This is a genomic window from Komagataeibacter nataicola (genome assembly GCF_003207795.1).
Taxonomy (GTDB): Bacteria; Pseudomonadota; Alphaproteobacteria; order Acetobacterales; family Acetobacteraceae; genus Komagataeibacter; species Komagataeibacter nataicola.
In genome coordinates this window covers 107,937-128,546 of sequence record NZ_NIRT01000003.1, presented here as the reverse complement: position 1 = coordinate 128,546, position 20,610 = coordinate 107,937, and the positions used below count along the sequence as shown (strand labels likewise).

Annotated in this window: 19 protein-coding genes and 1 tRNA gene; 13 read left to right on the top strand and 7 right to left on the bottom strand. The window is 64.9% G+C overall.

Annotated elements, in window-relative coordinates:
* Nucleotides 1-70: 70 nt before the first annotated feature.
* Genes thrS through CDI09_RS02990 form a run of 3 tightly spaced genes read right to left on the bottom strand, consistent with a single transcriptional unit; the run spans nucleotide 71 to nucleotide 3,830 of the window.
* A complete protein-coding gene (thrS, locus tag CDI09_RS03000) occupies nucleotides 71-2,005 on the bottom strand; it encodes a threonine--tRNA ligase (protein WP_078524893.1) in 1,935 nt (644 codons plus the stop codon).
* 42 nt (nucleotides 2,006-2,047) lie between these two features.
* Nucleotides 2,048-2,956, bottom strand: a complete 909-nt coding sequence (locus tag CDI09_RS02995; RefSeq protein ID WP_078524895.1) for a glycosyltransferase family 9 protein — start codon at nucleotides 2,954-2,956, stop codon at nucleotides 2,048-2,050.
* Nucleotide 2,957: 1 nt separating this feature from the next.
* Complete coding sequence (locus tag CDI09_RS02990) at nucleotides 2,958-3,830, bottom strand: tetratricopeptide repeat protein (protein ID WP_078527771.1); 873 nt, start codon at nucleotides 3,828-3,830, stop codon at nucleotides 2,958-2,960.
* Between the two features lie 184 nt (nucleotides 3,831-4,014).
* Here CDI09_RS02990 and CDI09_RS02985 point away from each other — a divergent pair, with 184 nt between their 5' ends.
* The 12 genes from CDI09_RS02985 (at nucleotide 4,015) to CDI09_RS02930 (ending at nucleotide 13,333) form a co-directional block, all read left to right on the top strand.
* Complete coding sequence (locus CDI09_RS02985; protein ID WP_078524897.1) at nucleotides 4,015-5,244, top strand: glycosyltransferase family 4 protein; 1,230 nt, start codon at nucleotides 4,015-4,017, stop codon at nucleotides 5,242-5,244.
* Between the two features lie 232 nt (nucleotides 5,245-5,476).
* Nucleotides 5,477-6,622: an aromatic ring-hydroxylating oxygenase subunit alpha gene (locus CDI09_RS02980; RefSeq protein WP_078524899.1), complete on the top strand. Its 1,146-nt coding sequence runs from the start codon at nucleotides 5,477-5,479 to the stop codon at nucleotides 6,620-6,622.
* A 59-nt stretch (nucleotides 6,623-6,681) separates the two neighbouring features.
* A complete protein-coding gene (locus CDI09_RS02975) occupies nucleotides 6,682-6,861 on the top strand; it encodes a hypothetical protein (RefSeq protein WP_078524900.1) in 180 nt (59 codons plus the stop codon).
* Between the two features lie 93 nt (nucleotides 6,862-6,954).
* On the top strand, nucleotides 6,955-7,509 hold the full coding sequence (dcd, locus tag CDI09_RS02970; RefSeq protein ID WP_078524902.1) for a dCTP deaminase: 555 nt from the start codon (nucleotides 6,955-6,957) through the stop codon (nucleotides 7,507-7,509).
* A 17-nt stretch (nucleotides 7,510-7,526) separates the two neighbouring features.
* Complete coding sequence (murA, locus tag CDI09_RS02965; RefSeq protein WP_078524904.1) at nucleotides 7,527-8,789, top strand: UDP-N-acetylglucosamine 1-carboxyvinyltransferase; 1,263 nt, start codon at nucleotides 7,527-7,529, stop codon at nucleotides 8,787-8,789.
* A 45-nt stretch (nucleotides 8,790-8,834) separates the two neighbouring features.
* Complete coding sequence (gene hisG / locus CDI09_RS02960) at nucleotides 8,835-9,614, top strand: ATP phosphoribosyltransferase (RefSeq protein WP_078524905.1); 780 nt, start codon at nucleotides 8,835-8,837, stop codon at nucleotides 9,612-9,614.
* Nucleotides 9,611-10,915, top strand: coding sequence for a histidinol dehydrogenase (gene hisD, locus CDI09_RS02955; protein WP_078524907.1), 1,305 nt, complete (start codon nucleotides 9,611-9,613; stop codon nucleotides 10,913-10,915). The genes hisG and hisD overlap by 4 nt, the downstream gene beginning before the upstream one ends.
* A gap of 97 nt (nucleotides 10,916-11,012) precedes the next feature.
* Nucleotides 11,013-11,231 (top strand): translation initiation factor IF-1, encoded by a 219-nt coding sequence (gene infA, locus CDI09_RS02950; RefSeq protein ID WP_010508114.1) that lies wholly within the window; start codon nucleotides 11,013-11,015, stop codon nucleotides 11,229-11,231.
* A 16-nt stretch (nucleotides 11,232-11,247) separates the two neighbouring features.
* Nucleotides 11,248-11,877, top strand: coding sequence for a Maf family protein (locus CDI09_RS02945; RefSeq protein ID WP_078527773.1), 630 nt, complete (start codon nucleotides 11,248-11,250; stop codon nucleotides 11,875-11,877).
* Entirely contained in the window at nucleotides 11,874-12,992 is a 1,119-nt protein-coding gene (locus CDI09_RS02940) for a ribonuclease E/G (protein WP_205836674.1), read from the top strand. Before CDI09_RS02945 ends, CDI09_RS02940 begins: the two co-directional genes overlap by 4 nt.
* Entirely contained in the window at nucleotides 12,989-13,198 is a 210-nt protein-coding gene (locus tag CDI09_RS02935; RefSeq protein ID WP_078524909.1) for a DNA gyrase inhibitor YacG, read from the top strand. The genes CDI09_RS02940 and CDI09_RS02935 overlap by 4 nt, the downstream gene beginning before the upstream one ends.
* Nucleotides 13,199-13,257: 59 nt before the next feature.
* Nucleotides 13,258-13,333: transfer RNA gene (locus tag CDI09_RS02930), tRNA-Phe, on the top strand.
* Between the two features lie 88 nt (nucleotides 13,334-13,421).
* Here the strand turns inward: CDI09_RS02930 and CDI09_RS02925 are convergent.
* Nucleotides 13,422-13,823: a DUF5367 family protein gene (locus CDI09_RS02925; protein ID WP_236944636.1), complete on the bottom strand. Its 402-nt coding sequence runs from the start codon at nucleotides 13,821-13,823 to the stop codon at nucleotides 13,422-13,424.
* 67 nt (nucleotides 13,824-13,890) lie between these two features.
* Between CDI09_RS02925 and CDI09_RS02920 the strand changes: the two genes are divergently transcribed.
* Entirely contained in the window at nucleotides 13,891-14,505 is a 615-nt protein-coding gene (locus CDI09_RS02920; RefSeq protein ID WP_078524911.1) for a TetR/AcrR family transcriptional regulator, read from the top strand.
* Between the two features lie 20 nt (nucleotides 14,506-14,525).
* Here CDI09_RS02920 and CDI09_RS02915 read toward each other — a convergent pair whose 3' ends face one another.
* From CDI09_RS02915 to CDI09_RS02905, 3 genes are all read right to left on the bottom strand, one after another.
* Entirely contained in the window at nucleotides 14,526-15,866 is a 1,341-nt protein-coding gene (locus CDI09_RS02915; protein ID WP_078527779.1) for a dihydroorotase, read from the bottom strand.
* A gap of 167 nt (nucleotides 15,867-16,033) precedes the next feature.
* Entirely contained in the window at nucleotides 16,034-18,256 is a 2,223-nt protein-coding gene (locus CDI09_RS02910; RefSeq protein WP_078524913.1) for a sensor domain-containing protein, read from the bottom strand.
* 74 nt (nucleotides 18,257-18,330) lie between these two features.
* Complete coding sequence (locus tag CDI09_RS02905) at nucleotides 18,331-20,589, bottom strand: EAL domain-containing protein (protein ID WP_110571173.1); 2,259 nt, start codon at nucleotides 20,587-20,589, stop codon at nucleotides 18,331-18,333.
* Nucleotides 20,590-20,610 lie beyond the last annotated feature (21 nt).

Sequence of the window (20,610 nt, the reverse complement as noted above, 5' to 3'; positions counted from 1 at the left end):
CCAGATCAAGTCCTGTCTTGCCCCGTGCCTGCGAAAACAGCCATGCAGTTCCGGCACGGGACACAGGTAATCAGCCGCGCTTGCGACGGATATCGGGTGGCAGGGCCTCATATGCAAGAGCCGAGACCGCTTCTTCCAGCGGCAGCACTTCCTGCGTCTTACCGCCAAGGCGGCGCATGGCCACGGTGTTTTCCTCCGCTTCCTTACGGCCCACCACCAGAATGACCGGCACGCGCGCAAGGCTATGCTCGCGAATCTTGGCGTTGATCTTCTCGTTGCGCAGGTCGGCTTCCACCACCAGCCCGGCTTCGCGCAGGCTGTCGGTCACATGCTGGGCATAATCGGCCGCGTCGGTCACGATCGAGGCCACGACCACCTGGGTGGGTGCGAGCCACAGCGGGAAGCGCCCGGCATGCTGCTCGATCAGGATGCCAAGGAATCGCTCGAACGAGCCAAGAATGGCCCGGTGCAGCATGACAGGACGATGGCGCGCGCTGTCCTCGCCCACATAGGAGGCATCGAGCCGCTCGGGCAGCACGTAATCGACCTGTAGCGTGCCGCACTGCCAGTCACGGCCAATGGCGTCCCGCAGTACGAATTCCAGCTTGGGGCCGTAGAACGCCCCCTCGCCCGGATTGTGCTCGTAGGTCACGCCCGCCATGTCGCAGGCCACTTTCAGGGCGTTCTCGGCGCGGTCCCATGTCGCGTCATCACCGGCGCGCTGCTCGGGACGATCGGCAAATTTCACGCGGAAATGCTCGAAGCCAAGGTCCTGGTACACATCGGCCAGCATGCGCACGAAACGTGCGGTCTCGTCAGCGATCTGGTCCTCGGTGCAGAAGATATGCGCGTCATCCTGCGTAAAGCCGCGCACGCGCATGATGCCGTGCAGCGCACCCGAGGGCTCGTAGCGGTGGCACGCGCCAAATTCCGCCATGCGCAGCGGCAGTTCACGATACGAGCGCAGCCCGTGGCGGAAGATCTGCACATGGCACGGGCAGTTCATCGGCTTCAGCGCGAGGGTCTTGTCCTCGTCCTCCACGGTGGCGATGAACATGTGCTCGCGGTATTTGTCCCAGTGGCCCGAGGCTTCCCACAGGGCGCGGTCAACGAGTTGCGGCGTGCGGACTTCCTGATAGCCGTTGCCGTCCTGCGCGCGGCGCATGTAGTCCTGCAGCACGGTGTACAGCCGCCAGCCCTTGGGGTGCCAGAAGATCTGGCCCACGGCTTCTTCCTGAATGTGGAACAGGTCCATCTCACGGCCAATGCGGCGGTGATCGCGGCGCTCGGCTTCCTCAAGCTGGTGCAGGTGGGCCTCGAGTTCCTTGCGGTCGCGCCAGGCGGTGCCGTAGATGCGCGTAAGCATGGGGTTGCGGTGGTCGCCGCGCCAGTAGGCGCCCGCCACCTTCATCAGCTTGAAGGCATGGCCCACATCGGCCGTGCCGCGCAGGTGCGGGCCACGACACAGGTCCAGCCATTCGCCCTGGCGGTAGATCGAGATTTCCTCATCCGCCGGCAGGTCGCGGATCAGTTCGGCCTTGAAGCGCTCGCCCTTGTTCTCGAAGAACTCGATCGCTTTTTCCCGCGGCCACGCTTCGCGCACGAAGGGCTCGTTGGCGGCCACGATCTCGCCCATCCGCTTTTCGATGGCGGCGAAATCCTCCGGGCTGAACGGCTCGTTGCGGTAGAAATCGTAATAGAAGCCATTTTCGATCGACGGGCCGATGGTGACCTGCGTGCCGGGAAAAAGCGACTGCACGGCCTCGGCCAGCACGTGGGCGGCGTCGTGGCGGATCATTTCCAGCGCCTCGGGGTCCTTGCGCGTGATGAAACGCAGGCTGGCGTCATGGTCGATCTCGCGGCCGATATCCATCAGCCTGCCATCCACTTCCATGGCAAGGGCGGCGCGGGCAAGACCGGCGCCGATGGACTGCGCCACGGTCGTGCCCGTCACTGCCCCGTCAAAGCGGCGAACGGATCCGTCAGGCAGGGTTATGGCAGGCATGGTTTCATTGCTCCGGTAAGAATATACTGCGCTGTAATGGCGTCAGCCGCGCGTTGCCGCAACCCTGTCAACGCGCACGGTGGCCAGATCATGCACATAAATCACCCGCACCTGCCCCGTCCGCACCCCCACAGGGGCAGTGAGTGCGGGGTTGCTGTCGGCGGAAAACAGCACGGTACACTTCACCCCCAGGGCGGCCGCCATGTGCATGGGGCCGGTATCATTGCCCACGGCCCAGGCCGCGCGCGCCAGCACGCCGCCGAGTTCGGGCAACGTGGTCCGGCCGGTCAGGTCCACCGCATCGGGGCAGGCCTGGCAGATGACGCGGGCCAGCCCGGCCTCGCCCGGGCCGCCCACCACAACCGGCAGCAGGCCATGGGCATGGGCATGCAGGCGCTGCGCAAGGGCGGCGTAGCGTTCAACCGGCCAGCGCTTGGCCGGGCGGTGGGCGGCGGCACCGGGCACGAGCACCGCGTAAGGCGCGGGCAGCACGGGGCCGCCCCGGGCCAGCCATGACAGATCGGGCACAGGCAGATGCTCGAGTCCCGCCCGTCTGAGCTGGTCGCGCTGGCGGACCCGGGTGTGCATGAAGCGCCGCTGGGGGTTGTCATGCGCCGCCTGTGCACTCCGGCCGATTCCCGACCACGCCCTGTGCCCCGAAAGATAAAAATAGCGCGTGCTGCGCCCCGAGGTCTGCAGGTCGTAAATGAAATCATAACCGCGCAGCATGCGCCGCAGCGCCATGACAGCCGCAATGTCGCGCCACGGTGGCCTGCGGTCGAGCAGCACATGGTCAAACCATGGGCAGGCCCGCCCGAGTTCGGCAAAGGCCGGCTGGGTCAGCAGGTCCACGTCATCATGGGGATGGTGGGCACGGATGGCGGCAAAAGGCGCAAAGGACTGCACGAAATCGCCCAGCGCGCCCAGGCGGATGACAAGAATGCGGGCCATGTCAGGGTGCCTCGGGGTCGGTTTCCAGCAGGGCGAGGTCCTGACGCGCAAGATCGGCCTCATCCGAATCCGGGGCCTGCTTCACCACGTCGAGCCAGTCGGCGCGGGCCTGCTCCATCTGGCCCTGGCGCTGGTACAGGATGCCGCGCTCGAGCAGGGCCGCGCCGTTATGGGGCATGTCATGCAGGGCGGCGTTGATATCGGCCATGCCCTGATCGATGCGCCCGAGCTTGCGCCACGCGCCCGCCCGCGCCACCAGCGCCTCATCACGCGCGGCCGGGGCGGATGGCAGCGGCGTAAGCATGTCGATGGCGCGCTGGGGCTGGCCAAGTTCCACCGCCACCCGTGCATAGACCAGCTTCAGCGCCGGATCATCAGGGGCCAGTGTCAGGCCATAGATTGCACTGTCAAAGGCCTGTTTCGGGCTGTCATCGGCCTGCCAGGCGCGGGCTGCCGCCTCCGCCACACTGGCGCGGCGCAGGCGGGAGGCGGATGTTTCCACCACGGCCTGCCTGTTGCCCCGCCTGCCCTCGGGCGGACCTGCGGGCCAGTCCGGCACGCGGGCCAGACGGTCGAGCGTGGCGGCGGCGGTGGCGACATCGCCCAGTTCCATCTGGGCCAGGGCGGCGCACTGCTCGGCCTCAAGCCCGCCGCCATGGCTGTACCAGTCCTCGGCATAATCACGGGCGCCATCGGGGTCATCGGCAAGGGTGGCGGTGCAGTGGCTGAAATCCCAGCCCTGCGGCGCAGCGGGAGCGGGCGGGGTGGAAGATGGCGTGGCGATGGGGGGCGACGCCTCTTTCACGGGGGCGGCTTCATCGGCGCATGCGCGCCCACACGCAAGGCCTGCGGCCAGCACGAGGCCAAAGGCCATGAAACCCGCACGCCGGGAGCACGAAAACACCGGCACTCCCCCTGCGGCAGGGACGCAAAACAATGGCTGGGCAAAAGGTCTCATTAGCGCATTCGTCGGCCTGCCTGCGGCCAAGGTCAAGGACAAAGCCCCATTGACCCGCAGGCCGTGCAGTTCCATCGCGTTCGTGATATGGTGAAAGGTGATGCAAACCGTTACTGACCGACCCGTCATCCTGCAGGTGCTGCCTGCGCTCGAATCCGGCGGGATAGAACATGGCACGCTGGAAATGGCGCAGGCCATCGTACAGGCCGGCGGCACGGCACTGGTGGCCAGTGCGGGCGGGCGCCTCGTGCCACGCCTGAAATATATCGGCGCCATCCCCATCGCGCTCGAACTCGGGGCCAAGAACCCCTTCTCCATCATGCGCAACGCCAGCAGGCTGCGCCATGTCATGGCCGAGCATGGCGTTAACCTGGTGCATGCCCGCTCGCGCGCGCCCGCCTGGGCGGCATCACTTGCATGCAGGCGGGCGGGCGTGCCGCTGGTCACCACGTGGCATGGAGTGCACGCGGCCAACCTGCCGGGCAAGAAGCGCTATAACAGCGTGCTGGCCTCGGGCGCGCGGGTCATTGCCATCAGCCAGTACATCGCCACCCGCCTGCGCGATGACTACAAGGTGGGCGACGACCGCCTGCGCCTGATCCCGCGCGGGGCGGACATGCTGCGTTTCGACCCGCATAACGTGCGCGGCAACCGGGTGCAGAAGCTGCTGGGGCTATGGCACATCCCCGATGGGGCCACGGTCATCATGCTGCCCGCGCGCGTGACCGCGTGGAAAGGCCACGCCGTGCTGATCGAGGCGCTGGCCCGCCTCACCCGCACGGAAGGCTTCAGCCGGGACTGGGTGTGCATTTTCGTGGGCGAAGCCAACGCGAAGGAAGGCCGTGCGCTCGTGGCCCAGGCCCAACGCAGCGGCATTGCAGCCCACCTGCGCTTTGCCGGGCACTGCGCGGACATGCCCGCGGCCATGATGCTGGCCGACATGATCGTGGTGCCCTCGCGCCGGCCCGAGCCGTTTGGCCGCGTGGTGGTGGAGGCGCAGGCCATGGGCCGCCCCGTGATCGTGGCCGCCCATGGCGCAGCACTGGAAACGGTGGAGAACGGCGTGACCGGCTTTGCCTTCCCCCCCGATGACACACAGGCGCTTGCCGCGTGCATCCGCCACGTGACCGACCTGTCGGCGGATGAACGTACGGAGCTTGCCGCGCGTGCGCGCGAAAACGTGTACCTGCATTATTCCACCCAGGCCATGCAGTATGCGACCCTGTGCGTTTATGATGAACTCCTGCACACCCGGCTGGCGGATACGTTCTATCACACCGCCATGGGCAGCCCGTACCAGCATGAGGACGCCCTGCATCAGGCAGGCTGAGGAACGTCGCGCCGCAATTATGTCATATACGGTGCAACAATACCTTGATCTGCCTCATGCCCGCCCCAAAACACTGGCCGAGCATCCAGCCCCGAGCATGGGCCATATGCAAGGGGCTGTTTTACAGTCGACAACCCGGCTGAAATTCTTCACCCATGGCACATTCTGATTTCTGGCGGACGGGGACACCCGCTGACCGCCGTTTAACGTGAACACTTCGGGACTGCACCACATGAACCAGATTTCCCCCGTCCAGACAGACACCGCCGCCATGGCCGCCACGCCCGACCTGCGGCGGGTCAATTCCAACCCGGATTTCTGGTATCCGGTGGCCTGGTCGGCCGACCTGCGCAAGAACAAGACGCTGGCCGTAAGCTTTGCGGGCATTCCCATGGTGCTGGTCCGCCCGGAGGAGGGCACCGTCTTCGCCCTGTTCGACCGCTGCCCCCACCGCCAGGTGCCGCTGAGCAAGGGCACCGTCAATGGCCAGACCGTGCGCTGCTGCTACCATGGCTGGGCGTTTGGCCGCTCGGGCCGCTGCATCGACGTGCCCTATCTGGGCAAGGGCAAGATGCCCAATGGCGTGCGCACCTTCCCCGTGCGTGAGGCGGGCGGGCTGATCTTCGTTTTCCCCGGCGATGCGGCGAAGGCCGAGAGCACCCCCTTCCCCAAACTCGCGCAGACCGATAACCCCAAATACAAGACCAAGCATTTCAGCCCGCGCGTGAACTGCCACTACACCTTCATGCACGAGAACCTGATGGACATGAACCATCAGTTCCTGCACCGCCGCCAGATGGGCCAGATCAAGGCGCGCTTCCTGGGTCAGGACAAGGGCGAGGACTTTATCGAGGCGCGCTACAGCTTCATGCGCTGCGCGGGTCAGCAGCCGCTGGCCGAGCGCCTGATCTTTGGCAAGCACAAGGACCTCAACGGCAAGGAGCAGCCCGTTGAGGAAGTGGTGACCATCCGCACCGAATATCCGTACCAGACCCTGCGCATTACCGACAAGGATGGTGACCTGATCATGGATCTGTGGACGGCCTACGTGCCGGTGGACAAGGACGAGCGCATCACGCAGTCCTTCGGGCTGCTGTCCATCCTGCGCCCGCAGACCCCGCTGCTGATCGACCTGATCTGGCCCGCGCTGGGCTGGTTCACCAACCGCATTTTCCTTGAGGACAAGGAAATCGTGGAACTTGAGCAGGCGGCCTGGAACGAGGTTGGCCACGACCGCAATGTCGAGATCTTCCCCGTGGTGAAGGCGCTGCGCGAGCTGCTCACGCGCTGCGGCATTCCGCAGGATGCTGCACCGCAGGCTGACGCGGCTCCCGCCGCACCGGCACCCTGCCCCACCGAGCCCGAAACCACGGCCTGAGCGCCCCGCCATCCGCCCCATGCCGGGGCGGGTGGTCTGAGCCTGAACGAAACACCGCCATGACCGACCGGCCTGACACCCCCCGCCTGACCGACAGGGCCGAAGCCGCGCGCCTTGCCCGCCTCGAGCGCGAGGCCGAAGCCCTGCGCGCCAACCTGCGCCGGCGCAAGCAGCAGAGCCGTGCGCGCACCACCCCGCCCGAAGCCCCGCCGCAGGACACATCCGGCAACGAAGCGTGATTTTGCCAGTTGCGGTCAGCCGATCACTTCGTTAGTGGTCGCGCAGCAACGGGGCACGCCCTGCGCGCAATCCATGCCGGAGGAACGGACACCATGCCCATAATGCCTGATACGTGGATTCGCCGCATGGCCACGGAACACGGCATGATCGAGCCCTTCGTGGAAAAACAGAGCCGCGAGGGTGTGATTTCCTTCGGCCTGTCCTCCTATGGCTACGATGCGCGCATCGCCAATGAATTCAAGATCTTCACCGACGTGGACAACGCGGTGGTCGACCCCAAGAATTTTGCCGAGAACAGCTTCGTCACCCGCCATGGCGACTGCTGCACCATTCCGCCCCACAGCTTCGTGCTGGCGCATACGGTCGAGTATTTCCGCATACCGCGTGACACGCTGGTGGTGTGCCTGGGCAAATCCACCTATGCGCGTTGCGGCATCATCGTCAACGTGACCCCGCTGGAGCCGGAATGGGAAGGGCAGGTCACGATCGAGATCAGCAACACCACGCCGCTGCCCGCGCGCATCTATGCCAATGAGGGCATCTGCCAGTTCCTGTTCTTTCAGGGGGCCTCACCGTGCGAGGTCAGCTACGCCGACCGCAAGGGCAAATACATGGGGCAGATCGGCGTCGCCCCACCGCGCATGTAAGCAGGAACCGCAAGCCTATGGACCGTTTCATCATCCACGGCGGCCACCCGCTGCGTGGCGACATCGTTATTGGCGGGGCCAAGAACTCCGCCCTCAAGCTGCTGGTGGCCGGCCTGCTCACGCCCGAGCCGCTGGTGCTCGAAAACGTGCCCCGCATTGCCGATATCCGCACCATGCGCCGCCTGCTCGAGCAGCATGGCCTGAACGTGCAAGACGTAAGCGGCGATGGCGGCACGCTTTCCGTCGGTGGCGAGATCACCAATACGGAAGCGCCTTACGACATCGTCTCCATGATGCGCGCCTCGATTCTGGTGCTCGGCCCGCTGCTCGCGCGCTGCGGCGAGGCGCGCGTGTCGCTGCCCGGTGGCTGCGCCATCGGCACCCGCCCCGTTGACCTGCACCTCAAGGCGCTGGAAACGCTGGGCGCGAAAATCACGCTCGAAAACGGTTATATCCATGCCGAAGCCCCGAACGGGCTGAAGGGCGAGCGGGTCATCCTGCCGTTTGCCTCGGTGGGGGCGACCGAGAACCTGCTCATGGCAGCCTCTCTCGCCAAAGGCCGCACCGAGATCATCAACGCCGCGCGCGAGCCCGAGATTGGCGATCTGGTCGGCTGCCTCAACGCCATGGGTGCGCGCATTACCGGCATTGGCACTGGCAAGCTGGTGATTGACGGGGTCGAGGGGCTGCACGGCGCGCGTTACCGCGTCATGCCCGACCGCATCGAATGCGGCACCTATGCCTGTGCCGCCGCCATTACCGGCGGCGAACTGCGCCTTGTAGGCGGGCAGGTCGAACATCTTGGCGCCGTGGTGCGCGCGCTCGAGGAAGCGGGCGTGGAAATGGTGCAGGAAGAAGGGGCCGTGCGCGTGCAGCGCACCGGCGCGCTGCGCGGGGTCGATATCATGACCGAGCCCTATCCCGGCTTCCCCACCGACATGCAGGCCCAGTTCATGGCGCTGCTCTCGGTGGCGGAAGGGGCCTCGATGGTGACCGAGACCATCTTCGAGAACCGCTTCATGCATGTGCCCGAACTCAACCGCATGGGCGCGCGCATCAACGTGCATGGCTCGTCGGCCATCATCCGTGGCGTGCATTCGCTCTCGGGCGCGCCGGTGATGGCGACCGACCTGCGGGCCTCGTTCTCGCTGATTCTGGCGGGGCTTGCGGCCCATGGCGAGACGATCCTGAGCCGGGTCTACCACCTTGACCGTGGCTATGAGGCGGTCGAGCGCAAGCTTGCGCAGGTTGGCGCGCATATCGAGCGCGTTTCAGGCTGAGGCATCTGGCCTGAGAAAAGGGCGCTTCCTGCATGATGGCTGAATGTGGTATGCGCGCATGTCACTTACGGCCCGCCTGCGATTGCGGTGGGCCTGCCTTCATGCGTGGAGAATGCATTGACCGTCCTGTCACCGGCCCAGACCGCCATTCCGGAAACGGATAGCCCGCTGGTACTCGCCCTGCCCAAGGGCCGTATCCTCAAAGCCGCGGCGCCGCTTCTGCATATGGCGGGCATTGTGCCCGGCCCGGACTTCAGTGACGACAAAAGCCGCCTCCTGCGTTTCGAGACCAACAACCCCGGCATTGACGTGGTGCGCGTGCGCTCGTTTGACGTGGCGACCTTCGTGGCCTTTGGCGGCGCGCAGATTGGCATCTGCGGCGCCGATGTGCTGATGGAGTTCGACTACCCCGAAATCTATGCCCCGCTTGACCTGGGCATTGGCGGCTGCCGCATTTCCATCGCCCAGCCCAAGGACCGCCGCGGGCAGGAAGATAACCCCAACCGCCTCTCGCAGGTGCGGGTGGCCACCAAATATCCCTCGCTCACACGGCGGCATTTCGCGGCGCGGGGCATCAATGCCTCCATCGTGCACCTGCATGGCGCGATGGAACTGGCCCCGGTGCTGGACCTTTCGCACCTGATCGTCGATCTGGTCGATACCGGCTCCACGCTGCGCGCCAACGGGCTGGAGGAAACCCAGACCATCGCCCACATCACCAGCCGCCTGATCGTCAACCGCACGGCGCTGAAAACCCAGCCCGAGCGCATTGGTGCGATCATCAACCGTTTCCGCGCGGCGCTGGCCAAGGAGCACAGGGCATGAAACGCCTGACGAGCACCCAGGCGGATTTCCGCGCTGAATTCAAACGCCTGCTGGCCGAGCGCGATAGCGATACCGCCCGCGTCGATGGCCCCGTGACCGAGATCCTCGCCGCCGTGCGCAAACGGGGCGATGCGGCGCTGTGCGAGTTCACCAACAGGTTTGACCGCACCAGTATCACCCCCGCCACACTGCGCATCACGCCTGCAGAGGTCGCGGCCGCCTGCGCTGACGTGCCCCCCGCCCTGCTTGAGGCGCTTGAAGTCGCCGCCACCCGCATCGAGTCCTTCCACAAGGCGCAGATGCCCAGCGACATGAAATATGTCGATGCCGCAGGCGTGACACTGGGCATGCGCTGGACGGCGCTGGACTCGGTGGGGCTGTACGTGCCCGGCGGCAAGGCGGCCTACCCCTCATCCGTGCTGATGAATGCCATCCCCGCCCATGTGGCGGGTGTTGCGCGGATTGCCATGTGTGTGCCCACGCCCGATGGCGTGCTCAACCCGCTCGTGCTGGCCGCAGCCCGCCGCGCGGGTGTGACCGAGATCTACCGCGTGGGCGGCGCGCAGGCCGTCGGCGCCATGGCGTATGGCACCGCCACCATCGCCCCGGTTGACCGCGTGGTGGGGCCGGGCAATGCTTATGTGGCCGAAGCCAAGCGGCAGGTGTTCGGCACGGTGGGCATCGACAGCATTGCCGGCCCGTCGGAAGTGGTGGTGATTGCCGATGGCAATAACGACCCCCGCGCCATTGCACTCGACCTGCTGGCCCAGGCCGAGCACGACCCCATGGCCCAGTCCATCCTCATCACGCCCGATTCCGGCATGGCGCAAAAGGTGGAACAGGCGGTGGCGGCCGAGCTTGAAACCCTGCCGCGCGCGGCCATTGCCCGCGCCAGCTGGGATGCGCATGGCGCGATCATTACCGTGCGCGACCTTGATGAAGCCGCCGACCTTGTAAACGAGATCGCGCCGGAGCATCTGGAGCTCATGATCGACAGCCCGCAGCCGGTTTTTGACCGCGTGCGGCACGCGGGCGCGATCTTCGTGGGGCGCTACTGCCCCGAGGCGATCGGCGATTACGTGGGCGGGCCGAACCATGTGCTGCCCACCAGCCGCACGGCGCGGTTCTCGTCAGGACTTTCGGTGTTCGACTTCATCAAGCGCACCACGTTCATCGAGGCGCAGGCCGAGTCGCTGCGTGAAATTGGGCCCGCCGCCGTAAGCCTTGCCGAGGCCGAAGGCCTTGATGCCCATGCCCTGAGTGTGGCGGTACGGCTGGCAAAGCTTGAGGGCGCGCAATAACGGAACTTGACCCCGGCGGCGAGTCTCCCCACATAAACCAACCGTACTACGCCGCGGGCCCGCGGCAGGACGGCCATTTTGATGATTGAAGGACACGATGTCTAAAGAAGACATGATCGAATTCAGCGGCACGGTTACCGAACTGCTGCCCAATGCCATGTTCCGCGTTACCCTGGATAACGAGCACACCATCCTGGCGCATACCAGCGGCAAGATGCGCAAGAACCGCATCCGCGTACTCGCCGGTGACCGCGTGAATGTGGAAATGACGCCTTATGACCTGACAAAGGGTCGCATCACCTTCCGCTTCAAGTAAGCCGCCCTTGTCGGTCATGACCGGAACCCCCGCGCCCGGCGGCGCGGAGGCGGAGGTGCGGCTTGTCCTCGCCTCGGCTTCACCCCGCAGGCTTGACCTGCTGCGCCAGATCGGGCTTGTGCCCGGTCAGGTCTTTCCAGCCAATATCGATGAAACGCCCGGGCGTGACGAGCTGCCCCGCCCCTATGCCGCGCGACTCGCTGCTGAAAAGGCGGCGCATGTGGCGGGCCAGATCGAAGGCCCGGCGCTCATACTCGCAGCCGATACGGTCGTGGCCCTTGGCCGCCGCATCCTGCCCAAGGCGGAGGATGAGCAGACGGCGCGCGCCTGCCTCGAACGGCTTTCGGGCCGCCGCCATACCGTCTTCACAGCCATCGCCCTGCGCCCCACCGCGGCATGGGCCGAGGGGCGCGCCAGCAGCCGCATTGTGGCCAGCACGGTCACCTTCTCGCGCCTGACGCCCATGCAGATCGATGCGCTCATTGCCGCAGGCGACTGGCAGGGCAAGGCGGGCGGCTACGCCATACAGGGCCATGCGGCGGCGTTCGTGCGCTTCATGTCAGGCAGCTATACCGGCATTGTGGGGCTGCCCCTGTTCGAGACGGCCCAGCTGCTGCGCGGGCAGAAGGGAAGCTGGCTTTCGTGAGCGCGCGCATCTGCGCCAGCAGCAGCCCGGGCGAGATCCGCATTGCCGTAACCCTTGATGGCCTGTTGCAGGAATTTGCCCTGTGGCGGCCTGACATGCCCGACGGGGTGGGCGATATTTACCGCGCCCGCGTCAGCGCGCATGCGCCTGCGCTCGGCGGCACGTTCGTCACCCTGCCGGGGCAGGAGCAGGCAGGCTTTCTGCCTGATTCGGAAGGGCTGGGGGCGCTGACACAGGGGCAAACGGTGCTTGTTACCGTCACCCGCAGCGCACAGGGCGGCAAGGGCGTGCGGCTTGGCGCGCGCAACCTGCCCCCCGACCTGCCCGGCGGCGCCGACCCCCGGCTGCTGCGACGCGGCCCCACCCCGCTGGAACGGCTGGCCGCGCGCTACCCTGATGCCCCCATTGTCATTGATGACGCGGCCATTGCCACTCTCTTGCCGACCAGCCTGCACCCGCGCCTGTCACGCACCAGTTCCGCCTTTGACAGCGACCTGCGCGCCCAGGTCGATGCACTACAGGAGGCCACCGTGCCCCTGCCCGGTGGCATGTCGGCCAGCATTACGCCCACCCCGGCCCTGATTGCGATTGACATGGATGGGGGCGCTGCCACCAGCATGGACCGCCGCCCCAAGCAGACCGCGCAGTTTGCCGCCAACCGCGATGCCCTGCCCGACCTGATGCGCCAGTTGCGGCTGCGCAACCTGTCGGGCGCGATTGTGGTTGACGTGGCGGGGCTTGCCATCCGCAAGCGCCGCGCGCTGGGGGACACGATCGAGACCGTGCTGCGCGATGACCCGCTGCGCCCGCGCTTTCTGGGCTTTACGGCGCTGGGCCTGGCCGAGATCGTGCGCCCGCGTGTGCACCCTCCGCTGCATGAGCTGTTTCAGTCACGCGAGGGCCGCATGCTGCATGCCCTGCGCGGGCAGATGCAGGCCTATCGCGGCATGCCGCCCAACGGGCAGTCCGTGCGAGTGGCCTGCGGCTATGGTATCATGCAGATGATGCAGGACCATCCGGCCTGGGTGGAAGACTTCATGCGCCTGACCGGGCGCGTGCTCCAGCCCGTTGCCGAGCCGGCCCTGCCCGCCCATGGCTGGAGATTTGAACCATGACAGCGCCAGACCCCAAAGCCGCTCCCTGCCCCATCTGTGGCCAGCCCGCCAGCCCACGCTACCGGCCGTTCTGCTCGCGGCGCTGCGCGGATGTGGACCTCGGGCGCTGGTTCTCGGGACAGTATCGCGTGCCCTCTACTGAAATTCCCTCTGAAACGGATGAAAAATACACAAGACGGGTTGATCCCGATGATGAGGTGGGTTAAACGCTTGTCCAACGTCATGACGGCCCTGCCCCATGACCTAGCCGGACCAACGGCCCGGTGCCCAAGTAGCTCAGTTGGTAGAGCATGCGACTGAAAATCGCAGTGTCACTGGTTCGATCCCGGTCTTGGGCACCATTCAATCCAATAAAATTGCTACAGTAAGCTGCCAATCCGCTACATATGGCAGGCGGAGCGCGCCTCCTTACGTCCCCCTAGTCGTCTGTCAGCGGGCCTGATGCAGGCGAGCCCTGCGGCTTGCCACGAAAAGGGCAATCCACGCACTGACCCCATATCCCCATAGCAGCCACGCCGCGCCAAGGCGTGCGGTCCGTTCATCGGTTGTATAGGCTGCATGAAACCAGCGCAGCGCGATGCCGTCAATCAGCATGGCATCAGCCAGTACGAGCAGGCAGCCCGCAAGGATCTGCTGCGGCTCAAGCCGGGCCAGGCGAACGGTCAGCCAGATACAGAGCCAGCAGACCGGAATGCTGGTAATGAACCCGATATCTCCCTGTAGGGGATCGGTTACGAACATGGGCATGAAGCGGATATAGAGTGTCGCCAGCAACCAGAAGGAAACGGCAAGCGATGTGCAGATCACGATCTGCCGTGGGCGGAGCATCATGGTTCGTTCTTTCGTATGTAGCACCCACTACATACCAGAACTATGTAGCACGCGCTACATTTTCTGCATGAAAGCGCCAGAAGACGGCACGCGCGCCGCCCGGGGCGATAAGGCGACCCGCCACGCGGCCCTGACGGCCGAGATCGCGACGATTGTCCTGCATGAAGGACTGGGGGATATGAGCGTGCGCGCACTGGCGGCCAAGCTGGGCACCAGTGACCGCATGCTGCTTTATTATTTCACGACCCGTGAGCAGATGATCCTGACCGTGCTGCATGAAATCAGTAATCGCCTGACCCACCTGCTGGCGCAGCATAGTACGGGGCCACGCCTGTCACCCGGGCAGTTCCTGACCCGTGTGCTCTCACTCGCCCATGAGGTCGAAGTGGCCCCCTTCATGCAGGTATGGACCGATGTCATCGCCCGCGGTGCCAGAGGGGTACAACCCTATGACAGCGTCGCGCGCGATGTGGTCCGGGCATGGATGGCATGGATCGACTCACGCCTGACCGCACCGCCCACAGGCGCTCAGCCGGGCCGGGCGGCGGCCATCCTTTCCATCGTGGAGGGCATGAGCCTGCTCGAAGTCGCCAGTCCGGGCAGCACGGCAGGGGTTTCGACCTATCTGGCGGGCCTGCTCGACCCCGTAGCTACCCGGTCCGGGCCGGACGACAGCCCGTAACGGGCGCCTCATCCGCGCGGTCAGGCTTCGCGCGGGCGGTCCGTGGCTTCAAACAGCAGCGGCTCACCCTGGGCGGTGGGGGCAAGCTGGTTTTCCCACATGACCACATTACCGCGGATGATGGTGCCCATGGGGCGACCGGTCAGTTCATCGCCCACAAAAGGCGACCAGCCACATTTCGAGGCCAGCCATTCCTGCTGCACCGTCCAGCGCGCGGCAAGGTCAACCACCGAGAAATCCGCATCATACCCCACCGCGATGCGCCCCTTGCGCACCAGCCCGAACAGGCGCTGCGGGCCTGCCGATGTCATATCCACCAGGCGGCGCAGCGACAGCCGCCCATGCGCCACGTGGTTGAGCATGAGCGGCAACAGGGTCTGCACTCCCGGCATGCCCGAAGGGGTATCGGGATACGCGCGCTGCTTGGCCGCGAGCGGATGGGGCGCATGGTCGGAGCCGATGATGTCGGGCACGCCCTGACCCATCCAGTACCACAGCCCGTCGCGATATTTCTCGCCACGGATGGGCGGGTTCATCTGCGCCAGCGTTCCGAGCCGGACATAGGCGTCCTCGCCTGCCAGTGTCAGATGCTGCGGCGTTACCTCGCAACTCGCAATGTCCTTGTGCCCCGACAGAAACTCGAGTTCAGCCGGCGTGGTGACATGCAGCACATGGATGCGCCGCCCCGTGCGCCGCGCCAGCTGCACGATGCGCTGTGTGGCGCGCAGGGCCGTTTCCTCATCACGCCAGACCGGGTGGCTCGACGGGTCGCCTGCCTTGCGCTCATTCAGGCGCTCATGCAGGCGGGTTTCGTCCTCGGCATGGATCGCGACACGCCGGCGGCCCGAGCGCAGCACCCGCTCAAGGACCGCATCATCGGACACCAGCAGACTGCCGGTGGAAGACCCCATGAAAATCTTGATCCCTGCCGTGCCCGGCAGCATTTCCAGTTCGGCGCAGCGCTCGGCATTATCGGTCGTGGCGCCTACGTAAAAGGCATGGTCGCACCACATGCGCCCGCGCGCATGTTCAAGCTTGGCCACCACCGCCTCGGGACAGTCGGTGGGGGGCTTGGTGTTGGGCATTTCAAACACGGCGGTCACGCCACCCATCACGGCGGCGAGGCTGCCGGTGGCCAGGTCTTCCGCCGCCGTCAGCCCCGGCTCGCGAAAATGGACCTGTGTGTCGATCACGCCAGGCAGGACAGTCAGCCCCGTGCAGTCAATGACCCGGCCCGCATCACCCTGCCCGCCAATGCGGGCAATACGCCCGTCACGCACGTAAACATCGGTCACGACCGTGGCGTCAGGCAGAACAACGCTGCCATTTTTCAGACAAAGATCAAAAATGGGTAAGGTCATGGGGCTATCCTGTGGCCATAAACCCGCAACCGGCAGCATGCGGGTGCAGGGGTTGCTGATCCTGTTTGTATGGCATGCGTCCGGTCCCGTGCAAACCGCCCATACAAAGACACCCCGGCCCTTGCGGGCCGGGGTGCGGATCATGGATACCGGTGCAGGAACGCGCCTTATTCGCTGGCGGCGGCGCGGCTTTCCTTGGCTTCCTCCAGCACGGCGGCGAGACGGTCATTTCGCAGCCATTCCTCAAGTTTTTCAGGCGGCATGGGGCGGGCGAACAGGTAGCCCTGCACCACGTCGCACCCAAGCTGGCACAGCAGGTCAAGCTGGCGCACGGTTTCCACGCCTTCGGTCACCACCGTCATGCCCAGACGGCCGCCAATGCCGATCACCGCAGTGGTAACAGCCTGGGCGTTGGCATCGTGCTCGAGGTTCATGATGAAGCTGCGGTCGATCTTGATCTCGGTCAGCGGCAGGCGCGTCAGCCTTGAAAGCGACGAATATCCCGTGCCGAAATCATCCATGGACAGTGCCACGCCAAGGTTGCGGATGGACTGGAGGACCATGTTCGTGTCCTCGTTTTCGGTCATCATCACGCTCTCGGTAATCTCGACCGTCAGGCGATGGGGCTCGAGCTTGCTGTCACTGAGCAGGCGGGCAATGAAGCCGGGCAGGTTGCGGTTGCGGAAATGCCCGGCCGAAAGATTGACCGCCACCGTGGGCACGTAAATGCCATGGGCGTCCCATTCGAGGATCTGCTGCACGGCGCGCTCGAGCGACCAGGTGCCGATGGCCTCGATCTGCCCGGTTTCCTCCGCCACGGCAATGAAGCGCGAGGGGTAGATGTTGCCCAGCGTGGGGTGGTTCCACCGCGAGAGCGCTTCCACGCCATACAGCGTGTTGTTGCGCACGTCGATCTGCGGCTGGTACTGCAGGTTGAGCAGCCCCTGCGCCAGCGATTCACGCAGCGCCGAGCCCAGCAGCAGCCGGTCCTGCGCGGCCTTGTTGTCTTCCGAGCGTGCAAGGTGGGTCATGCCCAGCCCCGAGCGCTTGGCCTGCCGCATGGCCTGCTCGGCATAGCTGAGCAGGGATTCGCCATCCGGCCCGTTCTCGGGGAACAGGCTGATGCCGATGCCCAGCGTCGGCACGATCATGTTGCCGCCGATCTCGATGGGCTGCTTGACGCAGCCATGCAGGATATCGGCAAATTTGAGCGCATCGTCCCGGCGCGTGTTGGGCACGATGATGAGGAACTCGTTCGGACCGGAACGGCTGAGCACGTAATTGCTGCGCGAAACACCCTTGAGCCGCTCGGAAACGGATTTCAGGAACCCATCGCCATTGATATGACCCAGCGCGTCATTGATATCGCGGAAGCGGTCGATATCGATCATGTACAGCGCGAAGTGATTATCCCCCGGCTGGCCGATCAGCGAGCGGATGACCTTGTGCACTGCCGTGCGGTTGAGGAAGCCGGTCAGCGGGTCGTAGTTCGACAGCTGCGAGATGTGCTGGCGCGCCTCATGCTGCTCGATCAGCACGCCACAGAACGGCACGCAACTGTTCACGATCTGCGCGGGCCAGCCGCCACGGTTGCGCTCGGAGCGCGAATACAGCGCGAAAATGCCGGTAATGCGCCCGTTGCGCGTGCGGATGGCCGAAGCCCAGCAATGGTGCAGCCCCAGCGAGATGCCAACCGAGCGATAGCTGTCCCAGACGATGGTTGTCGCCTCGTTCAGGTCATTGGCGAGGGCGGCAATATCGGCCTCGGTCAGGCGCATGTCTTCCAGGGCCGCGGCAAAGCGGCGCGGCATGCCGGGGCCGGAGAGGATACGCAGGCGGTTCTGCTCATCGAGCAGGATCAGCACGGCAACCGTATTGGGCACCAGCGTCTCGACCTCGCGGCAGACCATGTCCGCCACGTCCTGGATCTGGATCTCGCTCGATAGCGAGCGGAACACCGTATTCTGCAGCTCGACCACCCGGCTGCGATGACCCGCGCCGGTAATGCCGCGCACCATCATCAGGCGGTAGGAGCGCGCGCCGGTCCCGACCCGCGCCGTCGTCAGGCTGACCTCGGCTGAGATGTAGTCGCCGCTGCGGTTCTCGAACGTGACCTCCCCCGAGACCGGCTCCACCGTCTCGATCGAGGTGTTGATGTCAAAGGGCGCCGCTCCGTTCTCCACAGATGCGGCCATGAGTTCCCCCACGGAGCGCCCCACAAGCGTGCCAGGGTCGTAGCCCCACAACGCCTCGGCTGCCGGGTTGGCATAGAGGATTGTATTATGGTCATCGATGATGACCATGCCATCATGCGCCTGATGCAACAGTTCAAAACTGATCTCAGGAATGGCCACGACAGCTGGTGAAGGGGTGGGTTTCTGCGTTTTCATAGGGATCCAAGGTTAAGCAGGCCTGTTTCCAACCAGGCATGAGGACAGCGAACAAGCCAGAAATTATGGCGGAACTATTTCTTCGTTTTGCTTTCGGTCTCATCGGAGGCGACAAGTTCAAGCGCAAGGGTCTTGGCTGGCCCCTGCGACCATTCAAGCAGTTCCGCCGGCGGCATCGGCCGCGCGAACAGATAGCCCTGCACCACATCGCAGTTCAGCCCCTGCAGCAGCTTGAGCTGGGCTTCGGTCTCGACACCCTCGGTCACGACGGTCATGCCCAGGCGGTTGCCGATACCGATCACCGCCGTGGTCACGGCCTGCGCGTTGGGGTCATGCTCAAGGTTCATGATGAAGCTGCGGTCGATCTTGATCTCGGTCAGTGGCAGGCGCGTCAGCCTTGAAAGCGACGAATACCCCGTGCCGAAATCATCCATCGACAGACCAACGCCGAGGTTGCGGATGGCGGCGAGGCCTTCCATCGTATCCTCGTTTTCATCCATCATCACGCTTTCCGTAATTTCCACGCACAGGCGGTCCGGCATGATCTGGCGCTCCTTGAGGATGCGCTCGATCAGCGCGGGCAGCCCGCGATTGCGGAAATGGGCAGCCGACAGGTTGACCGAAACGGTCGGCACGTAAAGCCCGGCGCGCTCCCAGCCGATGATCTGCTTTGTCGCCTCTTCGAGCGACCAGGTGCCGATCGTCTCGATCTGCCCGGTATCTTCAGCCACCGCAATGAAGCGCGAGGGGTAGATGTTGCCCAGCGTCGGGTGCTTCCAGCGCGAGAGCGCCTCCACGCCATACAGCTTGCCGGTCTTGATATCGACCTGCGGCTGATAGTGCAGGTTGAGCATGCCCTTGGCCAGTGAATCACGCAGCGCCGAGCCCAGCAGCAGCCGGTCCTGGGCGGCGCGGTTGTCGGCCGTGCTGGACACGCAGTAGCCGCCACGCGCCTCTTTCTTGCACCGGCGCATGGCAATCTCGGCATGGCCAAGCAGGGATTCGCCATCCGGCCCGTTCTCGGGGAACAGGCTGATGCCGATGCCAAGGGAGACGACGAGCAGGTTGCCCGCGATCTCGATGGGTTCCTGCATGGCCTTGATAAGGCTCTCGGCAAAGGCCGCGGCCTTGGCTTCATCACTATCGGGCATGACGATGACGAACTCGTCACCGCCCGACCGGCTGAGGATGTAGTTGCTGCGCGACAGGTCCTTGAGCCGCTGGGCAATGGCCTTGAGGAAGGCATCGCCATTCATGTGGCCAAGCGTGTCGTTGATATCGCGAAAGCGGTCGATATCGATCATGAACACCGCGAACTCGTTGTCACCCGGGCGGTCGATCATCGACTTGATGACCTTGTGGATGGCGGTGCGGTTGTGGAAGCCGGTCAGCGAGTCATGGTTGGCCAGTTGGGCAATATGCTGCTGCGCCTCGTAGTTCTCGATCACCACGCTACAGAAAGGCACACAGCCCGACACGATCTTCTGCGGCCAGTCGCTCAGCTTGTACTGGTTGCGCGAATACAGCGCGAAAATGCCCGAGATACGCCCGTTGCGCGACTTGATGGCCGAGGCCCAGCAGTTGTGCAGCCCCAGCGAGATGCCCAGCGAGCGGTAGCTGTCCCACACGATGCTGTTGGCTTCCGACAGGTCGTTGCTCAACGCCGCGAGATCGCCCTCGGTCAGGGACATGTTCTCCAGCGCGGCGGCATAGCGGCGCGGCAGGCCCGGGCCGGACAGGATGCTCAGGCGGTTGTTCTCATCAAGCAGGATGATGGCCGAGACCGTGTTGGGCACGAAGCTTTCCACCTCGCGGCACACCAGATCGGCCACGTCTTCAACCAGCATGTCGTTGGAGATGGCCTGGAATACCGTATTCTGCAGGTCGAGCAGCTTGCGGCGGTGGCTCTCCTCGGTCACGCCTTTCATGAAGGCCATGTAGTAGCGTTTCTTTTCCGGTCCGAGTAGCGCGGTCGAGATCGACATCTCGCCCGAGATGTAGTCACCCGCCTTGTTCTCGAACGTGACCTCACGCGAGGTGCCGACAATACGGTTCACGCCCGTCTTGCGGTTTTTGTAGATATAGCTGTCATGATCGCCGCGATAGACCGATGGTACGAGGCAGCTCACGTTACGGCCGAGCACTTCGCCCTCGGAATAGCCCCACAGCTTCTCGGCCGCCGGATTGAAAAAGACCACCTCGTTGCGTTCGTTGATGATGACTACGCCGTCCGTCGCCTGCTCGAGCAGCTGGAGGCTGACATCGGCGGTCATGTCGAGTTCATGGATCGGGGTCTGGGCAGACGTCATCTCGGGGGCATCGTGAGGGTTCATTACATGCTCTTGCTGTTTCAT